Raw genomic sequence first — 21,103 nt, 5'->3', positions numbered from 1 at the left:
TGGTATTTATCACCTAACCTAAAGCCCGCGCCGCCATTGACTAGCAAAAAAAGTTTTAGTTGGGAGTCTCGAGTTACGAGTTGGGAGTTTTTAAAGAACTGAAATCAGACCGGCGGGAACTCGAAACTCACAACTCCCAACTAAACCACAAAAAAAACGGCGCTCCCGAAAAACGGAAGCGCCGTGTAAATTTTTGCGGATCGTATCGACCGACTTAGCCGACTTGCGGCGTGAAGGTGGATTCGCTGCCTTCGTCGTCGCTGAGCGAGTAGTCGCGCTCGACCATCGGGTTGTTCTCCACCGGTGCGCCAAGGGCGTTGACGGTCAGGCGGCGATACTTCGGCAGGCCGGTGCCGGCAGGGATGAGGTGACCCATGATCACGTTTTCCTTGAAGCCGGTCAGGCGGTCCTTCTTGCCGAGGGTCGAAGCGTCGGTCAGCACGCGGGTGGTTTCCTGGAAGGAAGCCGCGGAGATGAACGACTCGGTCTCGAGCGATGCCTTGGTGATACCCAACAGGATCGGCTCACCTTCGGCCGGCTTACCACCAGCTTCTGCGATGCGCTCGTTCTCGTTGAGGAAGTCACTCTTGTCGATCTGCTCACCCCAGAAGTAGTCGCTGTCACCTGGATCGGTGATGCGCACCTTGCGGAGCATACGGGCGATGATGAGCTCGATGTGCTTGTCGTTAATCGGCACACCCTGCATACGATAGACCTTTTGAATTTCGGACAGGAGGTATTCCTGAACGGTATTCGGCCCAAGGATGTCGAGGATTTCGTGCGGATCGGCAGAACCTTCGGTCAGGTGCTGGCCCTTGTGAACCACGTCGCCGGCATGCACGATGATGTGCTTGCCGTGCGGGATCAGGTGCTCTTCCTGCTCGCCGGTTTCCTCGTTGGTCACGATGAGCTTCTTCTTCGAGCGGACTGCGCCGCCGAACGAAACCACACCGTCGATCTTCGCCATTTCGGTGGCGTCCTTCGGGCGACGGGCTTCGAAGAGCTCAGCAACACGCGGCAGACCACCGGTAATGTCCTGCGTCTTGGACGCCGAACGCGGAGTCTTGGCCAGCAGGGCACCCGGGGCGATGGTGTCGCCATCGGAGACAGAAACCTGTGCGCCCACCGGAATTGCGTAGGTCGCAAGGACCTTGCCGGCGTCGTCACGGATTTCGACCTGCGGGTTGAGGTCTTCCTTGTGCTCGATAACCACGGTGGCGATACGGCCGGTGGAGGAGTCGAGTTCGCGCTTAATGGTAACGCCCGGGATCATGTCCTTAAAGGCGATGTTACCCGGCTTTTCCGACAGAATCGGAATGTTATGCGGGTCCCACATGGCCAGGACGCTACCCTTCTGGATCTGGCCGCCATCAGCGACGGTCAGCACCGAACCGGTAACGATCTGGTAGTCTTCCATGACGCGGTCGTCTTCGTCCAGAATCTGGACCGAACCGGTCTTGTTAAGCACGATGTTCGCGCCGTCAACAGTCTGCACCATGCGCAGGCCGGTGTAGCGAACGAAACCGTCGTTGCGGACCTTGATCTCCGGATTCTTCATGGAACCGGTCGCGATACCACCGATGTGGAAGGTACGCATGGTCAGCTGCGTGCCAGGCTCACCAATGGACTGCGCCGCGATGATACCGACTGCGGAACCGGGCTTGACCATGTCGCCCGTTGCCGGGTCGAGGCCGTAAGAGAGCGCCGGGATGCCGTTTTTGCGCATGTGAGTGAGCGGCGACATGACCTTGATGCGTTCGATGCCCACATCGACGATCTTCTTCGCCGCGGCTTCGGAAACGATCTCGCCGTTCTTGACGATGATTTCGTCCGGCTCGAGCGGGTTGCGAACGTCTTCACTCGGGCAGCGGCCTACGATACGGTCTTCCAGCGGCACGATCTCGTCGTCACCTTCGTAGATGGCGTGCTTCCAGATACCGTCGCGGTTGCCGTCGTCATCTTCCGTGATAACGCAGTCCATGGCGACGTCGCACAGCTTACGGGTAAGGTAACCTGCGTCCGCGGTCTTAAGCGCGGTGTCGGCGAGGCCCTTACGAGCGCCGTGGGTCGAAAGGAAGTATTCCAGAACGGACAGACCTTCGCGGAAGGAGGACAGAATCGGGCGTTCGATAATGTCACCGGACGGCTTGGCCATCAGGCCACGGGTTCCGCACAGCTGGCGAACCTGCTGCTTGTTACCACGAGCACCGGAGTCCATCATCAGGTAAACCGGGTTAATTTCCGGGCGGCCCTGGTTCTCGTTCAGGTCGCGGAACACGGAGTTCGCGATCTGGTCGGTGGCACCGGTCCAAATATCGATGATCTTGTTGTAGCGCTCTCCCGTGGTAATGATACCCTTCGAGTACTGGCCTTCAACTTCTTCGATCTTCTTACGAGCTTCGGCGATGATGTCCTTCTTGTCATTCGGGATGATCATGTCGGCAATACCGACGGAGATGCCGGCGCGGGTTGCCATCTTAAAGCCGATGGTCTTGAGCGCGTCGAGCACGGGCACGACGTCGCGCTTACCCGCGGTCTTGTAAGAGTTCATGATCAGGTCACCCAGCTTCTTCTTGGTGACGGCGAAGTTCACGAAACCGATCTTCTCCGGCCAGATTTCCGCAAAGAGAATGCGGCCAACCGTGGTGCGGATGATCTTCTTTTCGTGGTTACCGTAAATGGTGCCGGGCTTGCCGTAGTCCGGGTTCACGAAGTCAACCCAGGTGTGCAGATTGAAGTCTGCGCGGGTGGACTCGGCCAGGATCACTTCGTCGCGGGTGGCGATCAGCGGCACGCGCTGGCCCTTGGCGGGCTTGGTCTTCGGGTCGGCCGTGGTGTAGTAAGAGCCAAGAACGACGTCCTGCGACGGCGTCAAAATCGGCTTACCAGAGGACGGCGAGAAGATGTTGTGCGTGGCCAGCATGAGGAGCTTGGCTTCCATGACGGCTTCCACCGACAGCGGCACGTGAACGGCCATTTGGTCACCGTCGAAGTCCGCGTTGTAAGCGGTGCAGACGAGCGGGTGCAGGCGGATCGCGTTACCTTCAATCAGCTTCGGCTCGAAGGCCTGGATCGAAAGACGGTGCAGGGTCGGCGCGCGGTTAAGCATCACCGGGTGTCCCTTGGTCACTTCTTCCAGAATGTCCCAGACTTCCGGCGACTTCTTTTCGATCATCTTGCGCGCACCACGAACGGTGTGGACAAAGCCCAGCTCCTTCAGACGGCGGATGATGAACGGTTCGAAGAGCACGAGGGCCATCTTCTTGGGAAGACCGCACTCGTTGAGCTTCAGTTCCGGACCGATGACGATAACGGAACGACCGGAGTAGTCCACGCGCTTACCGAGCAAGTTCTGACGGAAGCGGCCCTGCTTGCCCTTGAGCATGTCGCTGAGGGACTTGAGGGGGCGGTTGCCAGCACCGGTGACGGCGCGGCCGTGACGACCGTTGTCGAAGAGCGCGTCAACAGCTTCCTGCAACATGCGCTTTTCGTTGTGGATAATTACGTCCGGAGTCTTCAGTTGCAACAGGTTCTTCAGACGGTTGTTGCGGTTGATGACGCGGCGGTAAAGGTCGTTCAAGTCGGAGGTCGCAAAGCGGCCACCTTCAAGCGGAACGAGCGGGCGAAGGTCCGGCGGAATGACGGGCAGAACGTCGAGCACCATCCACTCGGGGCGGGTGCCGCTGTCGATGAAGCCCTGGATCACCTTGAGGCGCTTTGCCAGCTTCTTCTTGATCTGCTTCGAGCGGGTGCTGTGCATTTGCTCGTGCAGGGTGCCGATCTCGATTTCCAGCTCGAGCTGGGCCAGGCTGTCGCGGAGTGCTTCCGCGCCCATCTTGGCCACAAATGCGTCTTCGCCGTATTCGTCCTGAGCCTGGATGTATTCCTGCTCGGTCAGGAGCTGCTTGGGCTCCATCGGAGTCTTGCCCGGATCGACCACCATGTAGTTCTCATAGTAGATGACCCGTTCGAGGCTGCGAGCGGTCATGTCGAGGAGCAGACCGAGGCGGCTGGGCATCGACTTGAGGAACCAGATGTGGCTCACCGGAACGGCGAGCTCAATGTGGCCCATGCGCTCACGACGGACGCGGGCAACGGTCACTTCGACGCCGCAGCGGTCGCAGATGACGCCCTTGTACTTGATGCGCTTGTATTTGCCACAGGCGCACTCGTAGTCGCGGACCGGCCCAAAAATACGCTGGCAGAACAGGCCGCCCGGCTCGGGCTTAAACGTGCGGTAATTGATGGTTTCAGGGTTTTTTACTTCCCCACGTGACCAAGAGCGGATCGTGTCCGCGCTGGCTACGGTAATGCTGACCGAGTCAAACGACTGGTCTTGGTCGAATCCAAGTGCTTCGCGTGCTTCTTGCGTACTCATTGTTTTCCTTCGGAAGAATTATAAATTCAAAATTAAAAATTAAAAAAAGCTACTTTGATGAAACCGTCAGACAAGGTCTCGGTGGTTTTATCATTTTGCATTTATCATTTTGAATTTCCCCTAGCCTGCTTGTGTTTTAAATTCCAGAGAGTCGTCGCTGCCCAGGCGGACATCGAGACAGAGGCTCTGCATTTCCTTAACGAGCACGTTAAACGACTGAGGCGTTCCGGCGTGCAGCGTGTTGTCGCCCTTGACGAGCTGCTCGTAAATCTTGGTGCGGCCGGCGACGTCGTCGGACTTGACCGTGAGAAGCTCCTGCAGCGTGTAAGCTGCGCCGTAAGCTTCGAGCGCCCAAACTTCCATTTCCCCGAAACGCTGACCACCGTATTGGGCCTTACCACCGAGCGGCTGCTGGGTAATGAGACTGTAGGGGCCAACCGCGCGGGCGTGGATCTTGTCCGCGACGAGGTGGTTAAGCTTAAGCATGTGCGTGTAGCCGACCACGACCTCTTGGTCGAAGGCGTCACCGGTGCGACCGTCGAAGAGCTTGCTCTTACCGGACTCCGGCAGGCCTGCCTTCACGAGGAACTCGCGAACGGTCTTCGGCTCGTCGGTTTCCGGGTTGAAGCCCGGGCGAACGGCTTCGCCGATACCGTCAAAGACTGGCGTGGCAACCTTCAGGCCAAGGACCTTACAAGCCCAGCCAAGGTGACACTCAAGAATCTGACCAACGTTCATTCGGCTAGGAACGCCCAGCGGATTGAGGATAATCTGGATCGGCTCGCCATTGGGCAGGAACGGCATGTCTTCCTCGGGAACAACCTTGGCGATAACGCCCTTGTTACCGTGGCGACCCGCCATCTTGTCACCGACCTGAATCTTGCGCTTCACGGCGATGTAGACCTTGACGTTCTTGATCGCGCCGGACTCGTCGAGGGCACCGGACTCGATACCTTCGATCTTGCGGCCCTTCTCGTCCTCCATTTCGTCGAACTTGCGCTGGTAGTTCTCGACGATCTCCATGATCTTGATGCGAACCGGGCTCGGGTCGATCGAGATGCTCTTGGAAACCTGAGCGAGCTTGCGCAGAAGGGTCTTCGTGATCTTGCGGTTGGCCGGGATGATAACTTCGCCGGTGTCGCCGTTGGTCACGTCGAGCGGAATCTTTTCACCGAGCAGGATGTTCGACAGCGCTTCAGTGAGGTCTTCACGGAGCTTGTCGGTCTGCGAGCGGTATTCCTCGGTGATCTTCTTGGTCTGGCGGCGGCGGTCGGAAGGCGAAAGCTTTTCGCGTTCGCGGTCGGCGCGGCTGGAGACCTTGACGTCCATCACGATGCCATTGCAGCCCGAAGGAACGATCAGCGAAGTGTCCTTAACGTCGGCAGCCTTTTCACCAAAGATCGCGCGGAGGAGCTTTTCTTCCGGAGCGAGTTCGGTTTCGGACTTCGGCGTGATCTTACCGACGAGGATGTCCCCCGGCTTGACCTCGGCACCGACGCGGATAACACCGTCGCGGTTGAGGTTCTTCAGGGCTTCATCACCGACGTTCGGGATGTCACGGGTAATTTCTTCCGGGCCGAGCTTGGTGTCACGGGCGGTCACTTCGAACTCTTCAATGTGGATCGAGGTAAAGACGTCGTCCTTGATGAGCTTTTCGGAGATGATGATCGCGTCTTCGAAGTTGTAACCGTTCCATGGCATGTAAGCCACGAGCACGTTGCGGCCAACGGCGATTTCGCCGTCTTCCGTCGAGGCACCGTCTGCGATGACGTCGCCCAGCTTGACCGGCTGGCCCTTGGCCACAATCGGCTTTTGGGTGAAGCAGGTGGCGGCGTTGGAGCGGAGGAACTTGCGCAGCTCATAGACGTAGATGCCCTTCTTGGCGTCGGTCTTGAGGGAACGGGAGTTCGGCAGCTCGCCGTCTTCGGTGACGATGATACGGTTGGCGTCAACGGAGGCTACGATGCCGTCAGCCAGGGCGACAGCCACGGTGCCGGAGTCAATCGCCACGCGCTTTTCCACACCGGTGCCGACGAATGCGGCTTCCGTGCGCAGCAGCGGCACACCTTGACGTTGCATGTTGGACCCCATGAGCGCGCGGTTCGCGTCGTCATGCTCCAGGAACGGAATCATGCCCGCAGCGACCGAAACCAGCTGCTTCGGCGACACGTCCATGTAGTCCACTTCCATCGGGTCGGCTTCGTAAACTTCGTCCAGCTTGCGGACGGTCACGCGGCCCTTGAACTCGCCGGTGTCTTCGTCGACGATCGAGTTGGCCTGCGCAATAACGCTGCCCTCTTCTTCGTCGGCGGTGACGTAAACGACTTCGTCGGAAACCTTGCCTTCCTTCACCACGCGGTAAGGCGTCTCGATGAAGCCAAACTCGTTGATGCGGGCGTAGGTGGAGAGCGAGTTGATCAGACCGATGTTCGGACCTTCCGGCGTCTCAATCGGGCAGATGCGGCCGTAGTGCGAATTGTGAACGTCGCGGACTTCGAAGCCGGCGCGCTCACGATTCAAACCACCGGGCCCGAGTGCGGACAGACGGCGCTTATGGGTCAGCTCGGCCAGCGGGTTGATCTGGTCCATGAACTGGCTCAGCTGGCTACGCGCGAAGAAGTCGCGGATCACCGTGCTGAGGGCCTTCGGGTTGATCAGCTTTTGCGGCGTGATCGTGTCAACGCTCTGATCGTAAAGGGTCATGCGCTCCTTGACGAGGCGCTCCGTGCGGGCCAGACCGATGCGGCACTGGTTGGCGAGCAGCTCGCCCACGGTGCGGACGCGGCGGGAGCCAAGGTGGTCGATGTCGTCGATAGTGCCCTCGCCCTGCTTCAGTTTGCAGAGGTAGCGGGTGGCTTCAACGATGTCTTCGACGGTGACGGTGCGGACTTCCAGATCGGTCTGCAGGTGCAGCTTCTGGTTGATCTTGTAGCGACCAACGCGGCCGAGGTCGTAGCGCTTCGGGTCCTGGAAGAGACGCTTGAGCAGTGCCTTGGCATTGGCCACTGTGGGCGGCTCACCGGGGCGGAGGCGCTTGTAAATGTCACGCAGCGCTTCTTCGTCGTTGCGGGTCGGGTCCTTCTTGAGGGAGCGGATGATCGCGCCGTCGTCGACGGTGGTGTCGATGACCTTCACCGACTCGAGGCCGGCAGTTTCGAAGGAGCGGATAATCGTTTTGGTCAGCGGCTCGAAGGAACGCGCCAGAACCACACCGCGCTCGGCGTCGACGATGTCTTCGACCAGAACGAGGTTGGAAACGTTCTCCATGCCCATGGCCTTGGAGATCTTCAGATCCGTCATCTCGTAGAAGAGATTCAGGATGTCAAAGTCGGTGCTGTAGCCGAGGGCGCGCAGGAGCGTCGTGATGAGGAACTTGCGGCGGCGGCGACGGCGGTCGAGGTAAACGTAGAGCAGGTCGTTTTGGTCGAACTGCGTTTCGATCCAGGTGCCGCGGTCCGGGATGATACGGAAGGCGTGCAGCGTCTTGCCGCTGGTGTGCGTGCTGTCCTCAAAGCAAATGCCCGGCGAGCGGTGCAGCTGGGAAACGACGACGCGCTCGGCACCGTTGATGATGAACGAACCGCGCTCGGTGCACATGGGCAGCTCACCCATGTAGATCTCCTCGTCCTTGACCATGCCTTCGTTTTCACGGAGGCGCAGCTTCACGTAGAGGGAGACTGAGTAAGTAACGCCCTCGCGGATGCACTCCATCTCGGACATTTTCGAGAGGGTCGCATTGTAGGAAACGTATTCGAGGGTGGATTCCTCGTCGTAGCTTTCAATGGGGAAGACTTCGCGGAACACTGCTTCCAAACCGATCGGCTTGCGCTGCGACGGGGCAACGTCCAGCTGGAGAAACTCCCGGTAGGAGTTGATCTGGTTCTCGATAAGATTGGGTGGAGCGATGACCTCCTTCAGCTTCCCGAAATTGATACGTTCTGCCATGGTGCTTCTGATGGGACTGGTGTTGTTCGGTTAACCTTGATGGTTGCGGTTGAAACGACCGCCGACAGAGCGCTGGAGTGCTTTTCCAACGCTCTGTCGGCGAGCGTCACTAACGTGAGCTAGAAAACGCCGACAGCGGACCCGCCTTTTGGCGAGCCCGCTTGCCTGCGGAAATAAAGGATGCGTGAAACAAATTTCTGCTTCCTGAAAAACGTAATTGAGTTACTTGACTTCGACTTCGGCGCCAGCGTCCTTGAGCTTCTTTTCGAGCTCAGCAGCTTCTTCCTTGGATACGCCTTCCTTAACGGCCTTCGGCGCGCCTTCAACCATTTCCTTGGCTTCCTTGAGGCCAAGACCGGTGATTTCGCGAACAGCCTTAATGGCGGCGATCTTGTTGGAGCCAGCGGCCTTCAGAATGACGTCGAACTCGTCCTTTTCCTCTGCGGCTTCAGCTGGAGCAGCAGCGCCACCGCCAGCGGCGACAGCAACCGGAGCAGCGGCGCTTACGCCCCACTTCTCTTCGAGGTCCTTAACGAGACCGGCAACTTCGAGAACGGACTGATTGCTCAGCCATTCGATAACTTGATCTTTGGTGATGTCTGACATGATGTTTCCTTGAATGACAGGTCGCCGAACGGCGGTTTAAGAGACGTATCCCCCTGAGCGGTTCTTTGGATGTTTGTTTTGGTTTCTTACCGGGAGGTAAAAAGTGATATTGGTTACGCCGCGCCGCCGTCTTTGTCGACCTTGGCTTGGAGCACGTTGAGCAGGCCTTGCGGGCCAGCGATAAGGACGCGAACAGTCTGCGAAGCAGGCGTGTTGAGCAGGCTGAGGAACTTCGCGCGAAGCTCGTCGAGGCTCGGGAGCTTCGAGAGTTCTTCGACTTGGTCCTTGGTCAGGCTTTGCTCACCGAGGAGGCCCTTCTTGACTTCGACCTTTTCCTTGTCCTTGAAGAACTTCATCAGGACCTTGGCCACTTCGGACGGATTCGGGCCACCTACGACAATCGCGGTCGGGCCTTCGAGGACGTCGTCCACAGCCGGCATTTCACGCTCTTTGATCGCGGTGTTCAGAATGCTGTTCTTGACCACGTGGAACTCGGCGTTTTGCGCAGCGAGCTGGCCACGGAGCTCAGCGGTTTCCGCCACGGTGAGGCGGTTGAAGTCGGTCAGGAAGACGTATTCGCTCTTGGCGAGGTAGTCGGAAACTTCCTTAACTAGGTATTGCTTTTCTGGTCTCATGTTCGGCGCCTCCTTAGTTATTTTGAGCTGCCTTGACGTCGATTTTGACGCCCGGGCTCATGGTTGAGCTGATGGTGAGGCTCTTCAAGAACACACCGCCCTTGAAGGTTTCGGGCTTCGACTTGCTGAGGCTGTCAATGACGGTCTTGGCGTTCTCCAGGATCTTGTCGTTGGAGAAAGAGCGCTTGCCGACGACAACGGCCACATTGGCAGTCTTGTCCATCTTGTATTCGACGCGACCAGCCTTAACTTCCTGCACGATGGAAGCGACGTCGTCGCCCACGGTGCCGGTTTTCGGGTTGGGCATCATGCCACGGGGACCAAGAACGCGCGCAACCTTGCGCACTTCCTTCATCGCGCCCGGAGTGGCGACAGCGACGTCAAAGTCGAGCCAGCCGCCCTGGACCTTTTCAATCAGGTCATCGAGGCCAGCGTATTCTGCGCCGGCAGCCTTGGCTTCATCGGGGTTTTCGGTGAAGACGACTACGACAACTTGCTTACCACTACCGTGCGGCAGAGCGACCGTGCCACGAACCATTTGAGTGGTTTGGCGGGGGTCGACGCCGAGGTGGGCGTAAACTTCAATGGTTTCGTCGAACTTGGCAGTTGGGAACTTGCTGAGCGTCTCAACAGCTTCGTCGAGGGTGTAGGCCTTGGTGAGATCGACGCCTTCGCGCGCCGCGGCCATGCGTTTGGATAATTTTGACATGGGTGTTATCTCCTGGGTTAGCCTTCAATGACTTCAATGCCCATCGAACGGGCGGTGCCTTCAATCATGCGGGCAGCCTGCTCCGGATCGGATGCATTGAGGTCGTTTTTCTTGGTTTCGACGATTTCGAGAATCTGCTTCTTGGTCACCTTGCCGACCTTGTCCTTGTTCGGCACACCGGAGCCCTTGGCGATTCCCGCTGCTTTCTTCAAGAGAACCGCGGCAGGCGGGCTCTTGAGGATGAAGGTGAAGGAGCGATCGGCGTAAACCGTGATCACCACCGGCAGGATAAGGCCGGCCTGGTCCTTCGTCTTCGCATTGTATTCCTTACAGAAGCCCATGATGTTAACACCATGCGCACCGAGAGCCGGACCGACGGGCGGTGCGGGATTGGCGGCGCCGGCGGGCAGCTGCAGACGAATCTGTCCTACTACTTTTTTCTTAGCCATTGTATATTATGCGGTATTAGCGAATGCCTTTTGCGATAGCCAGGGTGGCCGCCGCTTAGGACTCTTCCGCTCGTTCGACTTGCCAGTATTCCAGCTCGACCGGCGTAAAGCGGCCAAAGATGGATACAGAAACTTTGAGTTTGCCACGCTCCGGATCGACCTCGTCGATACGGCCCGTGAGATTGAGAAAGGGTCCGTCGGTGATTTTGACTTCTTCGCCGACTTCGTATTCGACCTTGGGTTTTTCGTGGCCTTCGGCCTGCTTGACCTGGTCGAGAATGCGGTTGATCTCCTCCTGCTTGAGCGGAGTGGGATTGTCGCCGCCGATGAAACCGATGATGCCTTGCACCCCGCGAACGAAGTACCAGGGCTTTTGCAGCACCTTGCCGTGATCATCATACACGCGCATGTGGATGAAGACGTAGCCCGGGTAGAGCTTGCGCTGCTTGGTGTATTTTTTGCCGGACTTGACCTCGGTAACGGTCTCGGTCGGCATCAACACTTCCTTGATGTGCTCGCCCATCTCTTCAATTTCGATGAACTTATCAAGGTAGCGCTTAACCTTCGCTTCCTGGTTGGAAAGCGTTTGGACGGCATACCACTGAAGTTCGCTCAACTGAATTGGGTTAGGCATGAAACAAGGACCGGTTGGAAAAAATTAAGGGGAAGCGGCGGCAACTAGCCGGCCAGCTTGGTGAACAGCGCAACAAAATTATAAAGCGCAAAGTCCGCCAGTGCGATGAATGCGCCAATGATAACAATACCTACGCACACCACCGCAGTCAACTCACGCAGTTCCTTGCCGTTAGGCCATTGGGACTTCTTGAGTTCGACCAGCGTTTCGCTGTAGAAAAGACGAATCTTGGCAAATGGGTTAGCCATGGTGGTATTTAGCAGTTCGAAGGTATGGAGGTTTGAAGGTTCGAAAGTTGGTCCGATCGTCAGGAATTTATGACTTTCGAACCAACAACATTCGAACTTTCGAACTTATTGAAAAGTGGCAGGGCGAGAGGGAGTCGAACCCCCAACTTGCGGTTTTGGAGACCGCTGCTCTACCAATTGAACTATCGCCCTACGAAAAAAATTGAAATTGTTGTTAAAACAACCAAGCCGGAAGCCCGTTTTCGAGCTTCCGGCGAAGGTTGGAAATTTGAGAAACTTACTCGATGATCTTGGTCACACGACCCGCGCCAATGGTGCGGCCGCCTTCGCGGATCGCGAAGCGCTTGCCTTCTTCCATAGCAACGGACTTGCCGAGCTCAAGGTCAATGGTAAGGTTGTCACCGGGCATGACCATCTCAACGCCTTCTGGCAGATTAACCACACCAGTCACGTCGGCGGTGCCGAAGAAGAACTGCGGGCGGTAACCCTTGAAGAACGGAGTGTGGCGGCCACCTTCGTCCTTGGTCAGAACGTAGATTTCAGCCTTTGCCTTGGTGTGCGGCTTGATGGAACCGGGCTTGGCAATTACTTGACCGCGCTCGATCTTTTCCTTGTCGATACCGCGAAGGAGGAGACCGACGTTGTCACCAGCTTGACCCTGGTCGAGCAGCTTGCGGAACATTTCCACACCGGTAACGGTGGTCTTTTGAGTGTCGGTCAGACCAACGATCTCAACTTCTTCACCAACCTTGATGATGCCGCGCTCGATACGACCGGTAGCAACGGTGCCACGACCGGTGATGGAGAACACGTCTTCGACAGACATCAGGAACGGCTTGTCGATGTCACGCTCCGGCTCAGCGATGTCAGCGTCGATGGCGTCCATGAGGTTGCCGATTGCTTCGACACCTTCCGGCTTGCCGTCGAGGGCTGCGGTGGCGGAACCACGAACGATGGTGATATTGTCACCGTCATACTGGTACTTGGAAAGGAGGTCACGGACTTCCATTTCGACGAGCTCAAGAAGCTCTTCGTCGTCGAGGAGGTCAACCTTGTTCAACCACACAACGATGTTCGGCACGTTCACCTGACGAGCAAGCAGGATGTGCTCGCGAGTCTGCGGCATAGGGCCGTCTGCTGCGGAAACCACGAGGATCGCGCCGTCCATTTGTGCGGCACCCGTGATCATGTTCTTAACGAAGTCAGCGTGACCAGGGCAGTCAACGTGCGCGTAGTGGCGATTCGCGGTTTCGTACTCAACGTGCGCGACAGCGATGGTAACCGTCTTGGTTTCGTCGCGGACCGTACCGCCCTTAGCAATATCTGCATAGGACTTGAACTGCGCCAGCCCCTTGTCGGATTGCACCTTAAGGATAGCGGTAGTCGTCGTGGTTTTACCGTGGTCAATGTGACCGATGGTGCCCACGTTCACGTGAGGTTTCGTGCGTTCGAAGGTTTCTTTAGCCATGTTTGATGTTCGTGTGTGTGTGTGGAAGGAAGCTAGACTGGAATGGAGCTCCGGAGCGGATTTGAACCGCCGACCTCGTCCTTACCAAGGACGCGCTCTACCTACTGAGCTACCAGAGCATTAAAAACCGTTCCCTCCCAATCGGGGAAAAAACGGAAAGCTGGCGAGATTGCTAAGCAGACTCCTCTCCGTCAATTAAAATTTAAATTATTTTTTCGACCTGATTTTGGCCAGGTCGGGAAAAACGAATTTAAGGGCCGATAACAACACGATAATAGCCCGGTGCCAAGCCCCATTGTGGAATTTCTTCAATTAAATATTCCGCCGCCGCCGCGTCTACGCCTTCGAGCCCGCTGCTTCGCTCCATCAGTGGCTGACCCACGACCCCAGCAGGCCCAACCATGAGCCGCCACTCGAGCACGCCGCTCAAATTATTCACGGCCTCATCGACGACGCCTTTCGTAAGCTTCTTTTGTAGAGCGATTTGCGGCTCCCCTTCCCGATAGACCTCCACCCTGCCCGCACGCTCCGTCAGGATCGGCTGGTTGTCGGCGATTTGCCCAAAGGCACCAAAATTGCCCGCCGTATCGCGCTCCAACATCTCGGCCGGGTCCGCCACTGGAGCCTCAATATCGTTGGCGACATCCGGAAAACGGTCCTCGCTGATCAACAACCGCGCCGGCAATGGCGTAAACGGCTCCGTCCGCTCAACGAGTTGATCCCAGTCCAAATAAACCGAGGCATTGCGCGTGGTTGGCAGAAAGAGCGGCTCAAAATCCAGCAGCTCGGACTGCTCCTGCATCAGCTGGTCCAGCTGTTCGTTGGCCCCGGTAAAGTAGATTTCCGGCGGCAGAGGCTCGGCGGCTTCGTCGGGCGGCAGATTGATGCTGAAGGCGAAAAAGCCCGCAAAATGCGCCACCACCCCCAATGCCAGCGCCCACAGCGCGATGGGATTACGCCAGATATTTGGCTCAGCGCGGGTCGAGCGAGCGGCTGTTGGCGCGGCGTCCATCAGAACTGCGAACCGCTGGCCGAACGCGTCGATTGCAGTTCCTTGGTGGCCTTAGCCGGGCGCTCAGCGATTTGCACGCGAGTGTAGCCCGCCTGCCGCGCCCGGTCAGAAATCCGCAGGAATGCCTGCAAGCTGATGCGGCCATCGGCCTTGATTAACAAAATGGCGTTATTTGAGCGGCGCACCTCGACCAAATCCTCTTCCAAGCCGAGGGACCAGTCCTCCGCCGTCATGAATTGGCCATCGTAGATCACGCGGTCGTCCTGTAGCAGCGTCAACACGTCCACCGTCGGGACACCGGCCAGTTGGGCAAAACGCGATTCGGGCAGTTGCAAGTCCTCCAGCGCAACCGTGCTACCCGGCGCAAATACAAACCGCGATCCCAACAGCGAGATCATCACCACTATCAAGAGGATGTCGAACAGCGCCGCCACATCCGCGCCCGTAGGCGGGGTGCGCAGGCGGCTTTGCAAATCCAATGGCTGAACGAGGGACATTACTTCGTAGTGTGGAAGCGTGGAGGTTTAGGTGGTTTTCTCGGCGGGTGTTTTCTGTTCGTCGTCTTCCTGCGAAGGGATGAACGGGTCCTCGATGCCGGTCTCGCTGGTAGCCTCCTGCCCGGCCATTTCGTCGGGCAAGTCGAGCATCAGGAACTGCATGATCTCGTTGGCCACCCACTCCATGTCGTGCACCAGTGCGCGCACGCGGCCGTAGAGAAAGTGGTGCGCCAGGTAGGCCATCACGGCGATGGCGAGGCCCGTGGCGGTCGTGATCAGCGCTTCGGCTATCTCACCGGAAAAAATCGAGGCGTTCGCATACGGCCCCTCAGACTGCATGACGGAGAAAGCCTGCATCAGCGCGACGACGGTGCCCAGCAGGCCGAGTATCGGCGAGGCCTTGGCAATCGCGGCAATCGTGCCAATACGGCGCTCCAACGCGGGGATTTCAATAATCGCCGCCTCCTGCACCGCCGAGCGGATCTTCGCCTCGGGGCGGTCGAAGTTCATCAGCGCGGCTTTGACGATGGCTGCCGTCGGCCCGGGCGTTTCCTCACAAACGGTCAGCGCCTCCAGCACGCGCTGCTTGCGGACCAGGTTTTTGATGCCGTCAACAAACGTGCTGGCCGCGATCTGCCCACGGTGCAAATACAGCGCGCGCTCCACGAAGAACACAAAACCCAACAGGCTAAGAGCCAGCAACGGCCACATAATCGGGCCGCCTTTTTCAATCAGCGATAAGTCAAAATACTGCATTGGTCAGGACTCTTCTTTCGGATACTCCGGCGTGATCTGCAAAACTAATGCGCAATACGCGCCCTCCGGCGTGGAATTTTCCGCACCAATGGACTCAGCAGGGCCCATGGGGTCATAAGGCGCAAATGACAACAGAACCCGGTTTTTCTCGTCTAGCTTCGGTTGACCTGCCCAGTGCATCATCTCTTCATCCGCCTTGAAACGGACTTTCATCCGCGAGGCGGTATGCTGGGCACGCAAGGTAATGGGCGTTTCCCCGTCTACGGGTTGCCCCACCATCACGACAACACGGTCCGGATTGCGCGTCGACTGCTTTAGCCTGAAACTATTGCCATCCAGGATGCGGTCGATTTTCCCGTCTCTATATAGAACGAGGTCGTAGCTGATCTGCTCCGGCGTCTGCGGATACTTGATTTCAAAACTATGATACCGCACCCCGCGCTCCGCCGCCAAATCCTCAGCGGTCAATGGGGTCGGCGTGAGCTGCTGCGCACCAAGCCCAGTAACCGTAAGCAGGATTGAGAATAGGAGAAATTTCATCAGTGCGATCGGAAAGGTTAATTGTAGCCAATCTCAATTTTGTGCCGGGGCGGCGGCGGCGAGTTGGCGAAGTTTTTCACGGCGGGCGGCGGCCAGATTTTGGCCCGGCAGGGCGTATTTGCCAATGAGCGAATAGACCTCGCGGGCGTCCTCAACATTCCCCGCGCGCTCTTGGATGTCCCCCAGTTCGATCAAGCAACGGGCCATCCAATACTTGCCGTTCGCGCCGAGTTGGTTGGCCGCGGACGGGTCGCGCAGGTAACGCGAAACCACCAGCCAAAGCGTCTCGGCCGCGCGTTGCGGGTTGTTGAGCTGTAACTGAATGCGGCTGAGCATGTAGCCAGCCTCTACGCGGACATCAATCGGCACCGATTCTTTGTCCAACCGCTCCAGCCCGGTCTGAGCCTCGTCCAGTAGTGCCGGGTCGTTCCCCGAGCGCGCCAGCAGAGTGTTGGCGCGGTAAAGCTGGGCCAGATAAATTTCCGGGTGGTTCGCGTAATCGCGGAGCACGGTTTCGTAGACCAAGCGTGCATCGCCAAAGTCGCCCAGTTGGCGCGCGATATTGCCCTGCAAAAGGCGTGCACGGAAGACGAGCGGGTGCGACGGGTAGCGCGTGATCAAGTCATTGAGAATGGCAATGGCCTCACGGCGGGTCGACTCCAACCCCTGCCGGTCGGCGAGGATTGCTGCCTCGTAAAGCGCGGCTGGAGCGTGCGGGCTGTCCCGGTAGCGGTCGGCCAACTCGCGCAGACGACGCTGGGCCTCGGCGTCGCTGAATTTACCCGCAAAATAACGCGCCTCTTCTAATATAGAAAGAATCGCCGGATCACTGCCGGGATAATTTTCACGGAGCTTGGCCAGCGATTCGAGGCCCTCATCCGGCTGGCCTGAGCGAATCAAGGCCTGCCCTTCCAACAAACGCAAATGGCTGGCGATTTCCGGCCCAATGACCGGCCACCCCTCCTCCTGGGCCACGGCGCGCTCCACCTCCTGGGCCAAGGCCTGGGCCTGCTGCGCCGCCTGGGCGGAGGCACCGGTATCGTAAGCCAGGCGAGCCTGTAGCCATTGGATGCGCCAACGGAGGTCCTGGTCGGTCGGCACGGGCAAGCGTCGCACCAAGTCGGCCAAGCGATCGCGCGCCTTGGCGGCTTGGCCGTCCTTGCGCAAGCCATCGAGGTAGATCCATTCCGCGCGCCAGCGGACATCCAGCGGATAGTCCGTCTGGTTGTCCAGGAGCGCCTGAGCGTTCTCCCAGCGCTCGGCCAACGTATTGGCCAGGACCGCCTGATAAAAGAGCATGTTGTCGAAAAGGGAGTCGCGGTCTTCGCTGAGCACACCCGAATACATGTCTGCCGCCGCAGCGTAGTCGCCCTTCAAGAAAAGCACGTCACCAATCTGCTCACCGATGCGAACGCGCGTTGGGCCGGGCTCCATCCGGTCGCGAATCTGTCCCAGGGACTCCGCCGCCCCGCGGTAACGGCCATCCTGCCAGGCGATGTAGGCGCGCAGCCACAAGGCATCGTCCAGCAGGGGCGAGCCCGGGTAATTTTCGATCAATTGGCGGACGTCGGCCTCCGCGCCAACGGCGTCACCACTTTCCAGATTCAGCCGCGCACGCATCATCAGCAGCTCGTCCAATAGGGGGTTACCCGACTGCGCGATCAGCTCGTCCAGCGTCCGGCGGAAGGCGTCACGCGTCTCACCCGGCTGGGACGCCGATGCGGCCAGCAAATACAGCGCCAGGCGCTGGGTATCCGCCTCGCCCTTGCCCCCGAGAATTTCACGAAAAGCCAGTTGCCCACGGGCGGAATCACGGCCGGAAATCAGGCCGATCAGCAGCAGCATTTGCCCCGCCTCAGCTTTTTCCCGATCGGTCAACATGCTCATCTGGTCGCGCAGCACGGCAATCGCCTCGTCTTTGCGATTCAGCCGGTCGAGCACCACCGCCATCTGGCGGGCAAAGTCAAATCCAGCCCGGGCACCACGGGTCTCCTCCACCTTGCGCTGGAGCACCTTGAGCGTTTCCAAATCGTCTTGCTCGGCCATCACGGCCCCCTTCAGGATCACGGCCTCGATCTGGGCAGTCTGCGCCGGAGAAACCGACCGCACCAGCGCCTCTTCAAGCGATGCCGTGCTGCCCGGCTGGTCGTCCCGCGCCCGCAGTTCCATGCCGCGCAGCAGGTAATACCAGGGCTGATCCGCCAAGCTCAGGCTCGACGGCTGGAGCCGCTGCAGCAGATTTGCCGTTTCGGCCAGACGCCCGTCATGATAGGCGAGGATCGCACGGCGCAGCACCACGGCCGGTGCCACCGGCCCCTCTTCGGGCGGTAGAATATCCTTGGCCTCACTGAAGCGCCGTTGGGCAATCAGCGCGGAGGCGATTTTAACCTGCAGCAGCGCCTTGGCCTCCGCATTTAAGTCGGGGTTACCATCCAGCACACTGCGGTAAAAGCCCTCGGCGAGGCCCGGCAGACCAAGCTGGAGCGCGTCGTCGCCCGCCAGCATTTTGATGCGCCACTCCGGCCAGTCGGAAATCATCTTCACCGGCGCGGCGTCCATGAGTGATGCCACAGGCTGGGCCGCGTTCGCATTTTCCGGCTGTTCCTGCGCCCGCATAGCCGACGTCGCCAACAAAAGCAACGCCGTCGCCACCCCGCCTAGGCGGTGGGTAAATCTGCGTATCAATCCAGCCATTCAATAATACTCATAAACAATGAAGGAACACCCCGCCATAAGGCAAACGCATTCCGACGTCCCCCAAAGTTCCTCATTTACCCCATTTAAGACGCCAAAAATCGCGAAAGTATTCAAATTTATATCTGGCGGATGGCGGATACAGATGGCGGATGGCAGATGGCGGATCGCGAACTTCCACGTTCGCCTACTATCTGTCTAAAATAATTTCAGCAGTATTGGCCCACGAATCACGGGATCATTTTTAAATCATAGATAGTAAGCGAACGTGGAAGTTCGCGATCCGCCAAGCATCCGCAATTCACAATTCCATCATCCGCCATTTTCGCAGTGCGCAAATCTTCCGGTCCAGCAGGATGCTGGCTTGAAGTTGAGGAATCGGGCGTCATGGTGTTAAGTCCGACGCTGACGCTATGAGCCAAACCGACATGCCTTTCCCAGAAAGCCCGGTATCTCCAGACGAGTATTCGCTGGACGACTTACTGCAGTTTGCCGAGGCCAATTCGCTCAACGCGCTCGATAAAGAGAAGCTCGCGCGCACCTCGCCCTACACGGTTGGCCGTTTGCTCACGCGGCTACCGGTAGACGACCGTCGCGTTGTGCTCCGGCTGCTCAACATCGAAGGTGTCGCGGAGGTTCTCTCCGAAATGGACAGCGAGGACGCCGCGGAGGTCATCGAGGCCATGCGGCAGACCCGCGCGGTGCAGGTCCTGGAGGCACTCGACCCCGACGACTCGGCGGACATCGTCGCCGACATGGAGGAGGCCAATCAGGACCGCCTCCTCAAGGGCATCGACCCCGAGACGGCGGAAACCGTTCGCACGCTGATCAGCTACCCGGAGGACTCCGCGGGCGGCATCATGACGACCGACGTCGCCACCGTCTTCAAAGAGTGGACCGTGCGCCAGGCCGTCGACCACCTACACACACTCCACGAGGAGCTGGAGCACATTTACTACGTTTACGTCGTCGACGCGGAGAACCACCTGGAAGGCATCGTCTCCATGCGCGACCTGGTGATGGCCAAGACCAAGGACATCATTGGCGACATTATGCAGACCGAGGTCCGCGGCGTGCTCAACGTGCTGACCGACCAGGAAGAGGTCACGCTGATCATGGCGCAGCACAACTTCCACGCGCTGCCCGTCGTCGATGAGGACAACCACTTGCTGGGCATCGTAACAGACGACGACATCATCGACATTATCCAGCAGGAGGCGACGGAAGACTTCCAGAAGGCAATGGGTGCCGGTGGCGACGAAGCCCTCTCCGACCCCATTCTGGAAAGCGTCAAACGCCGCAGCCCCTGGCTGTTCGTTAATTTGCTTTCGGCGTTTTTCGCGGGCGGCGTCATCTCGATGTTTGCGGAGCAGATCAGCCACTTAACGATCCTCGCCGTCTGCATGCCGATCGTCGCTAGCCTGGGTGGCAACGCAGGCGGACAGTCCCTGGCCATCGTCATCCGCACCCTCGCCTTGGGTGAATTTGAAGACAACGACACGCGCAAAGTCCTGCTCCGCGAAGCCGCCAAATCCTGCCTGAGTGGCATCCTGATCGGCCTGACTGCGGCGCTCGCCGTAGGTCTGATCGCCGGTGAGTGGGCGGTGTCCGGCGTGATCCTGTTGGCCATGGTTATCTCGATGAGCTATGCGGGCCTGGCCGGCGCGTTGATCCCGATCACGCTGCGCAAGTTCAACCTCGACCCCGCACAAAGCAGCCAAATGTTTTTAACGGCCTCCACGGACATTGTCGGCTTCGCGGTCTTCCTTGGCCTCGGCAGCTGGATACTCCTTTAACTCTGCAATACAAAGTAAACGATGACGGAAAAACTGAGAGTCGGCATGGTCATCTTCGAGGGCTTCGAAATCCTCGATGTCTTTGGCCCGTTGGAATTTTTTGGACGCTACCCGGAGCAGTTCGAAATCATCATGCTCGCGGAAAGTATGGGTGCCATCGCCAGCGCACAAGGGCCGTCAGCCATGGCCGATGAAGCGCTCACCAGCGCCGCCCCGGTGGACATATTAATCGTGCCCGGCGGCAAAGGCACACGACGCGAAGTGGACAACGCCGACCTCCTCGCCGAGCTTTGCCGACTGGCTGGTAATGCGCAGTTTGTGTGCTCCGTTTGCACTGGTGCCGGACTGCTCGCCAAGGCTGGCCTGCTCGATGGCAAACGCGCCACGACCAACAAACTCTCCTACGCCTGGGCCACCGCCCAGGGCCCAGAAACGGAGTGGATCGCCGAAGCCCGCTGGGTCGAGGACGGCAACACCTTCACCAGCGCCGGCGTCACCGCGGGCATGGACATGGCCATTGCTTTGATTGCCAAAATCATGGGCATCGACGCCGCGCGTGAGGCCGCCCGCTACGCTGAATACATTTGGAACGAAGATCCCCGCAACGACCCGTTCGCGAAGCTGGCCGGGCTACTGTAACCAGAAATATCTGTCAGCCACCTAGTGTATTGTCAGCGAAGTTTAGCACATAGGTGTGCGACCTTTGCGATAATATCCTCGGCAGTTGCGGTCCAAT

At 58.5% G+C, this 21,103-nt stretch carries 17 protein-coding genes and 2 tRNA genes; 2 read left to right on the top strand and 17 right to left on the bottom strand.

Annotated features, from left to right (window positions below; all coding sequences use genetic code 11):
• Positions 1 to 214 precede the first annotated feature (214 nt).
• The 17 genes from rpoC to O3S85_RS14910 all read right to left on the bottom strand — a co-directional run bounded on the left by rpoC (position 215) and on the right by O3S85_RS14910 (position 18,960).
• Positions 215 to 4,378: a DNA-directed RNA polymerase subunit beta' gene (rpoC, locus tag O3S85_RS14990; protein WP_269541424.1), complete on the bottom strand. Its 4,164-nt coding sequence runs from the start codon at positions 4,376 to 4,378 to the stop codon at positions 215 to 217.
• Between the two features lie 120 nt (positions 4,379 to 4,498).
• Complete coding sequence (gene rpoB / locus O3S85_RS14985) at positions 4,499 to 8,323, bottom strand: DNA-directed RNA polymerase subunit beta (protein WP_269541422.1); 3,825 nt, start codon at positions 8,321 to 8,323, stop codon at positions 4,499 to 4,501.
• 222 nt (positions 8,324 to 8,545) lie between these two features.
• On the bottom strand, positions 8,546 to 8,929 hold the full coding sequence (rplL, locus tag O3S85_RS14980) for a 50S ribosomal protein L7/L12 (protein ID WP_269541420.1): 384 nt from the start codon (positions 8,927 to 8,929) through the stop codon (positions 8,546 to 8,548).
• A 113-nt stretch (positions 8,930 to 9,042) separates the two neighbouring features.
• Entirely contained in the window at positions 9,043 to 9,564 is a 522-nt protein-coding gene (gene rplJ, locus O3S85_RS14975; protein WP_269541418.1) for a 50S ribosomal protein L10, read from the bottom strand.
• Between the two features lie 13 nt (positions 9,565 to 9,577).
• Positions 9,578 to 10,273 (bottom strand): 50S ribosomal protein L1, encoded by a 696-nt coding sequence (gene rplA, locus O3S85_RS14970; protein ID WP_269541416.1) that lies wholly within the window; start codon positions 10,271 to 10,273, stop codon positions 9,578 to 9,580.
• Between the two features lie 17 nt (positions 10,274 to 10,290).
• Complete coding sequence (rplK, locus tag O3S85_RS14965; protein WP_269541414.1) at positions 10,291 to 10,722, bottom strand: 50S ribosomal protein L11; 432 nt, start codon at positions 10,720 to 10,722, stop codon at positions 10,291 to 10,293.
• Positions 10,723 to 10,777: 55 nt separating this feature from the next.
• Positions 10,778 to 11,356 (bottom strand): transcription termination/antitermination protein NusG, encoded by a 579-nt coding sequence (gene nusG / locus O3S85_RS14960; RefSeq protein ID WP_269541412.1) that lies wholly within the window; start codon positions 11,354 to 11,356, stop codon positions 10,778 to 10,780.
• Positions 11,357 to 11,400: 44 nt separating this feature from the next.
• A complete protein-coding gene (gene secE / locus O3S85_RS14955) occupies positions 11,401 to 11,604 on the bottom strand; it encodes a preprotein translocase subunit SecE (protein WP_269541411.1) in 204 nt (67 codons plus the stop codon).
• 116 nt (positions 11,605 to 11,720) lie between these two features.
• Positions 11,721 to 11,796, bottom strand: a tRNA-Trp gene (locus O3S85_RS14950).
• A gap of 85 nt (positions 11,797 to 11,881) precedes the next feature.
• Positions 11,882 to 13,072, bottom strand: a complete 1,191-nt coding sequence (gene tuf / locus O3S85_RS14945; protein ID WP_269541410.1) for an elongation factor Tu — start codon at positions 13,070 to 13,072, stop codon at positions 11,882 to 11,884.
• 43 nt (positions 13,073 to 13,115) lie between these two features.
• A tRNA-Thr gene (locus O3S85_RS14940) sits at positions 13,116 to 13,191 on the bottom strand.
• A 131-nt stretch (positions 13,192 to 13,322) separates the two neighbouring features.
• On the bottom strand, positions 13,323 to 14,084 hold the full coding sequence (locus O3S85_RS14935) for a hypothetical protein (RefSeq protein WP_269541409.1): 762 nt from the start codon (positions 14,082 to 14,084) through the stop codon (positions 13,323 to 13,325).
• Positions 14,084 to 14,581 carry an ExbD/TolR family protein gene (locus O3S85_RS14930; RefSeq protein WP_269541407.1) on the bottom strand — a complete coding sequence of 166 codons (498 nt, stop codon included), beginning with the start codon at positions 14,579 to 14,581 and terminating at the stop codon, positions 14,084 to 14,086. The genes O3S85_RS14935 and O3S85_RS14930 overlap by 1 nt, the downstream gene beginning before the upstream one ends.
• A 27-nt stretch (positions 14,582 to 14,608) precedes the next feature.
• A complete protein-coding gene (locus O3S85_RS14925; RefSeq protein ID WP_269541406.1) occupies positions 14,609 to 15,337 on the bottom strand; it encodes a MotA/TolQ/ExbB proton channel family protein in 729 nt (242 codons plus the stop codon).
• A 3-nt stretch (positions 15,338 to 15,340) separates the two neighbouring features.
• Positions 15,341 to 15,877: a hypothetical protein gene (locus tag O3S85_RS14920; protein ID WP_269541405.1), complete on the bottom strand. Its 537-nt coding sequence runs from the start codon at positions 15,875 to 15,877 to the stop codon at positions 15,341 to 15,343.
• A gap of 33 nt (positions 15,878 to 15,910) precedes the next feature.
• Positions 15,911 to 18,571 carry a tetratricopeptide repeat protein gene (locus O3S85_RS14915; RefSeq protein WP_269541404.1) on the bottom strand — a complete coding sequence of 887 codons (2,661 nt, stop codon included), beginning with the start codon at positions 18,569 to 18,571 and terminating at the stop codon, positions 15,911 to 15,913.
• 230 nt (positions 18,572 to 18,801) lie between these two features.
• A complete protein-coding gene (locus O3S85_RS14910; protein WP_269541403.1) occupies positions 18,802 to 18,960 on the bottom strand; it encodes a hypothetical protein in 159 nt (52 codons plus the stop codon).
• 24 nt (positions 18,961 to 18,984) lie between these two features.
• On the opposite strand from O3S85_RS14910, the gene mgtE reads away from it, so the two are divergent.
• Both mgtE and O3S85_RS14900 read left to right on the top strand, forming a co-directional pair.
• Positions 18,985 to 20,367: a magnesium transporter gene (mgtE, locus tag O3S85_RS14905; protein WP_269541402.1), complete on the top strand. Its 1,383-nt coding sequence runs from the start codon at positions 18,985 to 18,987 to the stop codon at positions 20,365 to 20,367.
• A 21-nt stretch (positions 20,368 to 20,388) separates the two neighbouring features.
• Positions 20,389 to 21,006 (top strand): DJ-1/PfpI family protein, encoded by a 618-nt coding sequence (locus O3S85_RS14900; RefSeq protein WP_269541401.1) that lies wholly within the window; start codon positions 20,389 to 20,391, stop codon positions 21,004 to 21,006.
• The last annotated feature ends 97 nt before the right edge of the window (positions 21,007 to 21,103 follow it).

This window comes from Cerasicoccus sp. TK19100 (assembly GCF_027257155.1).
GTDB lineage: Bacteria > Verrucomicrobiota > Verrucomicrobiia > Opitutales > Cerasicoccaceae > Cerasicoccus > Cerasicoccus fimbriatus.
This window is presented reverse-complemented; position numbering and strand designations above follow the sequence as displayed.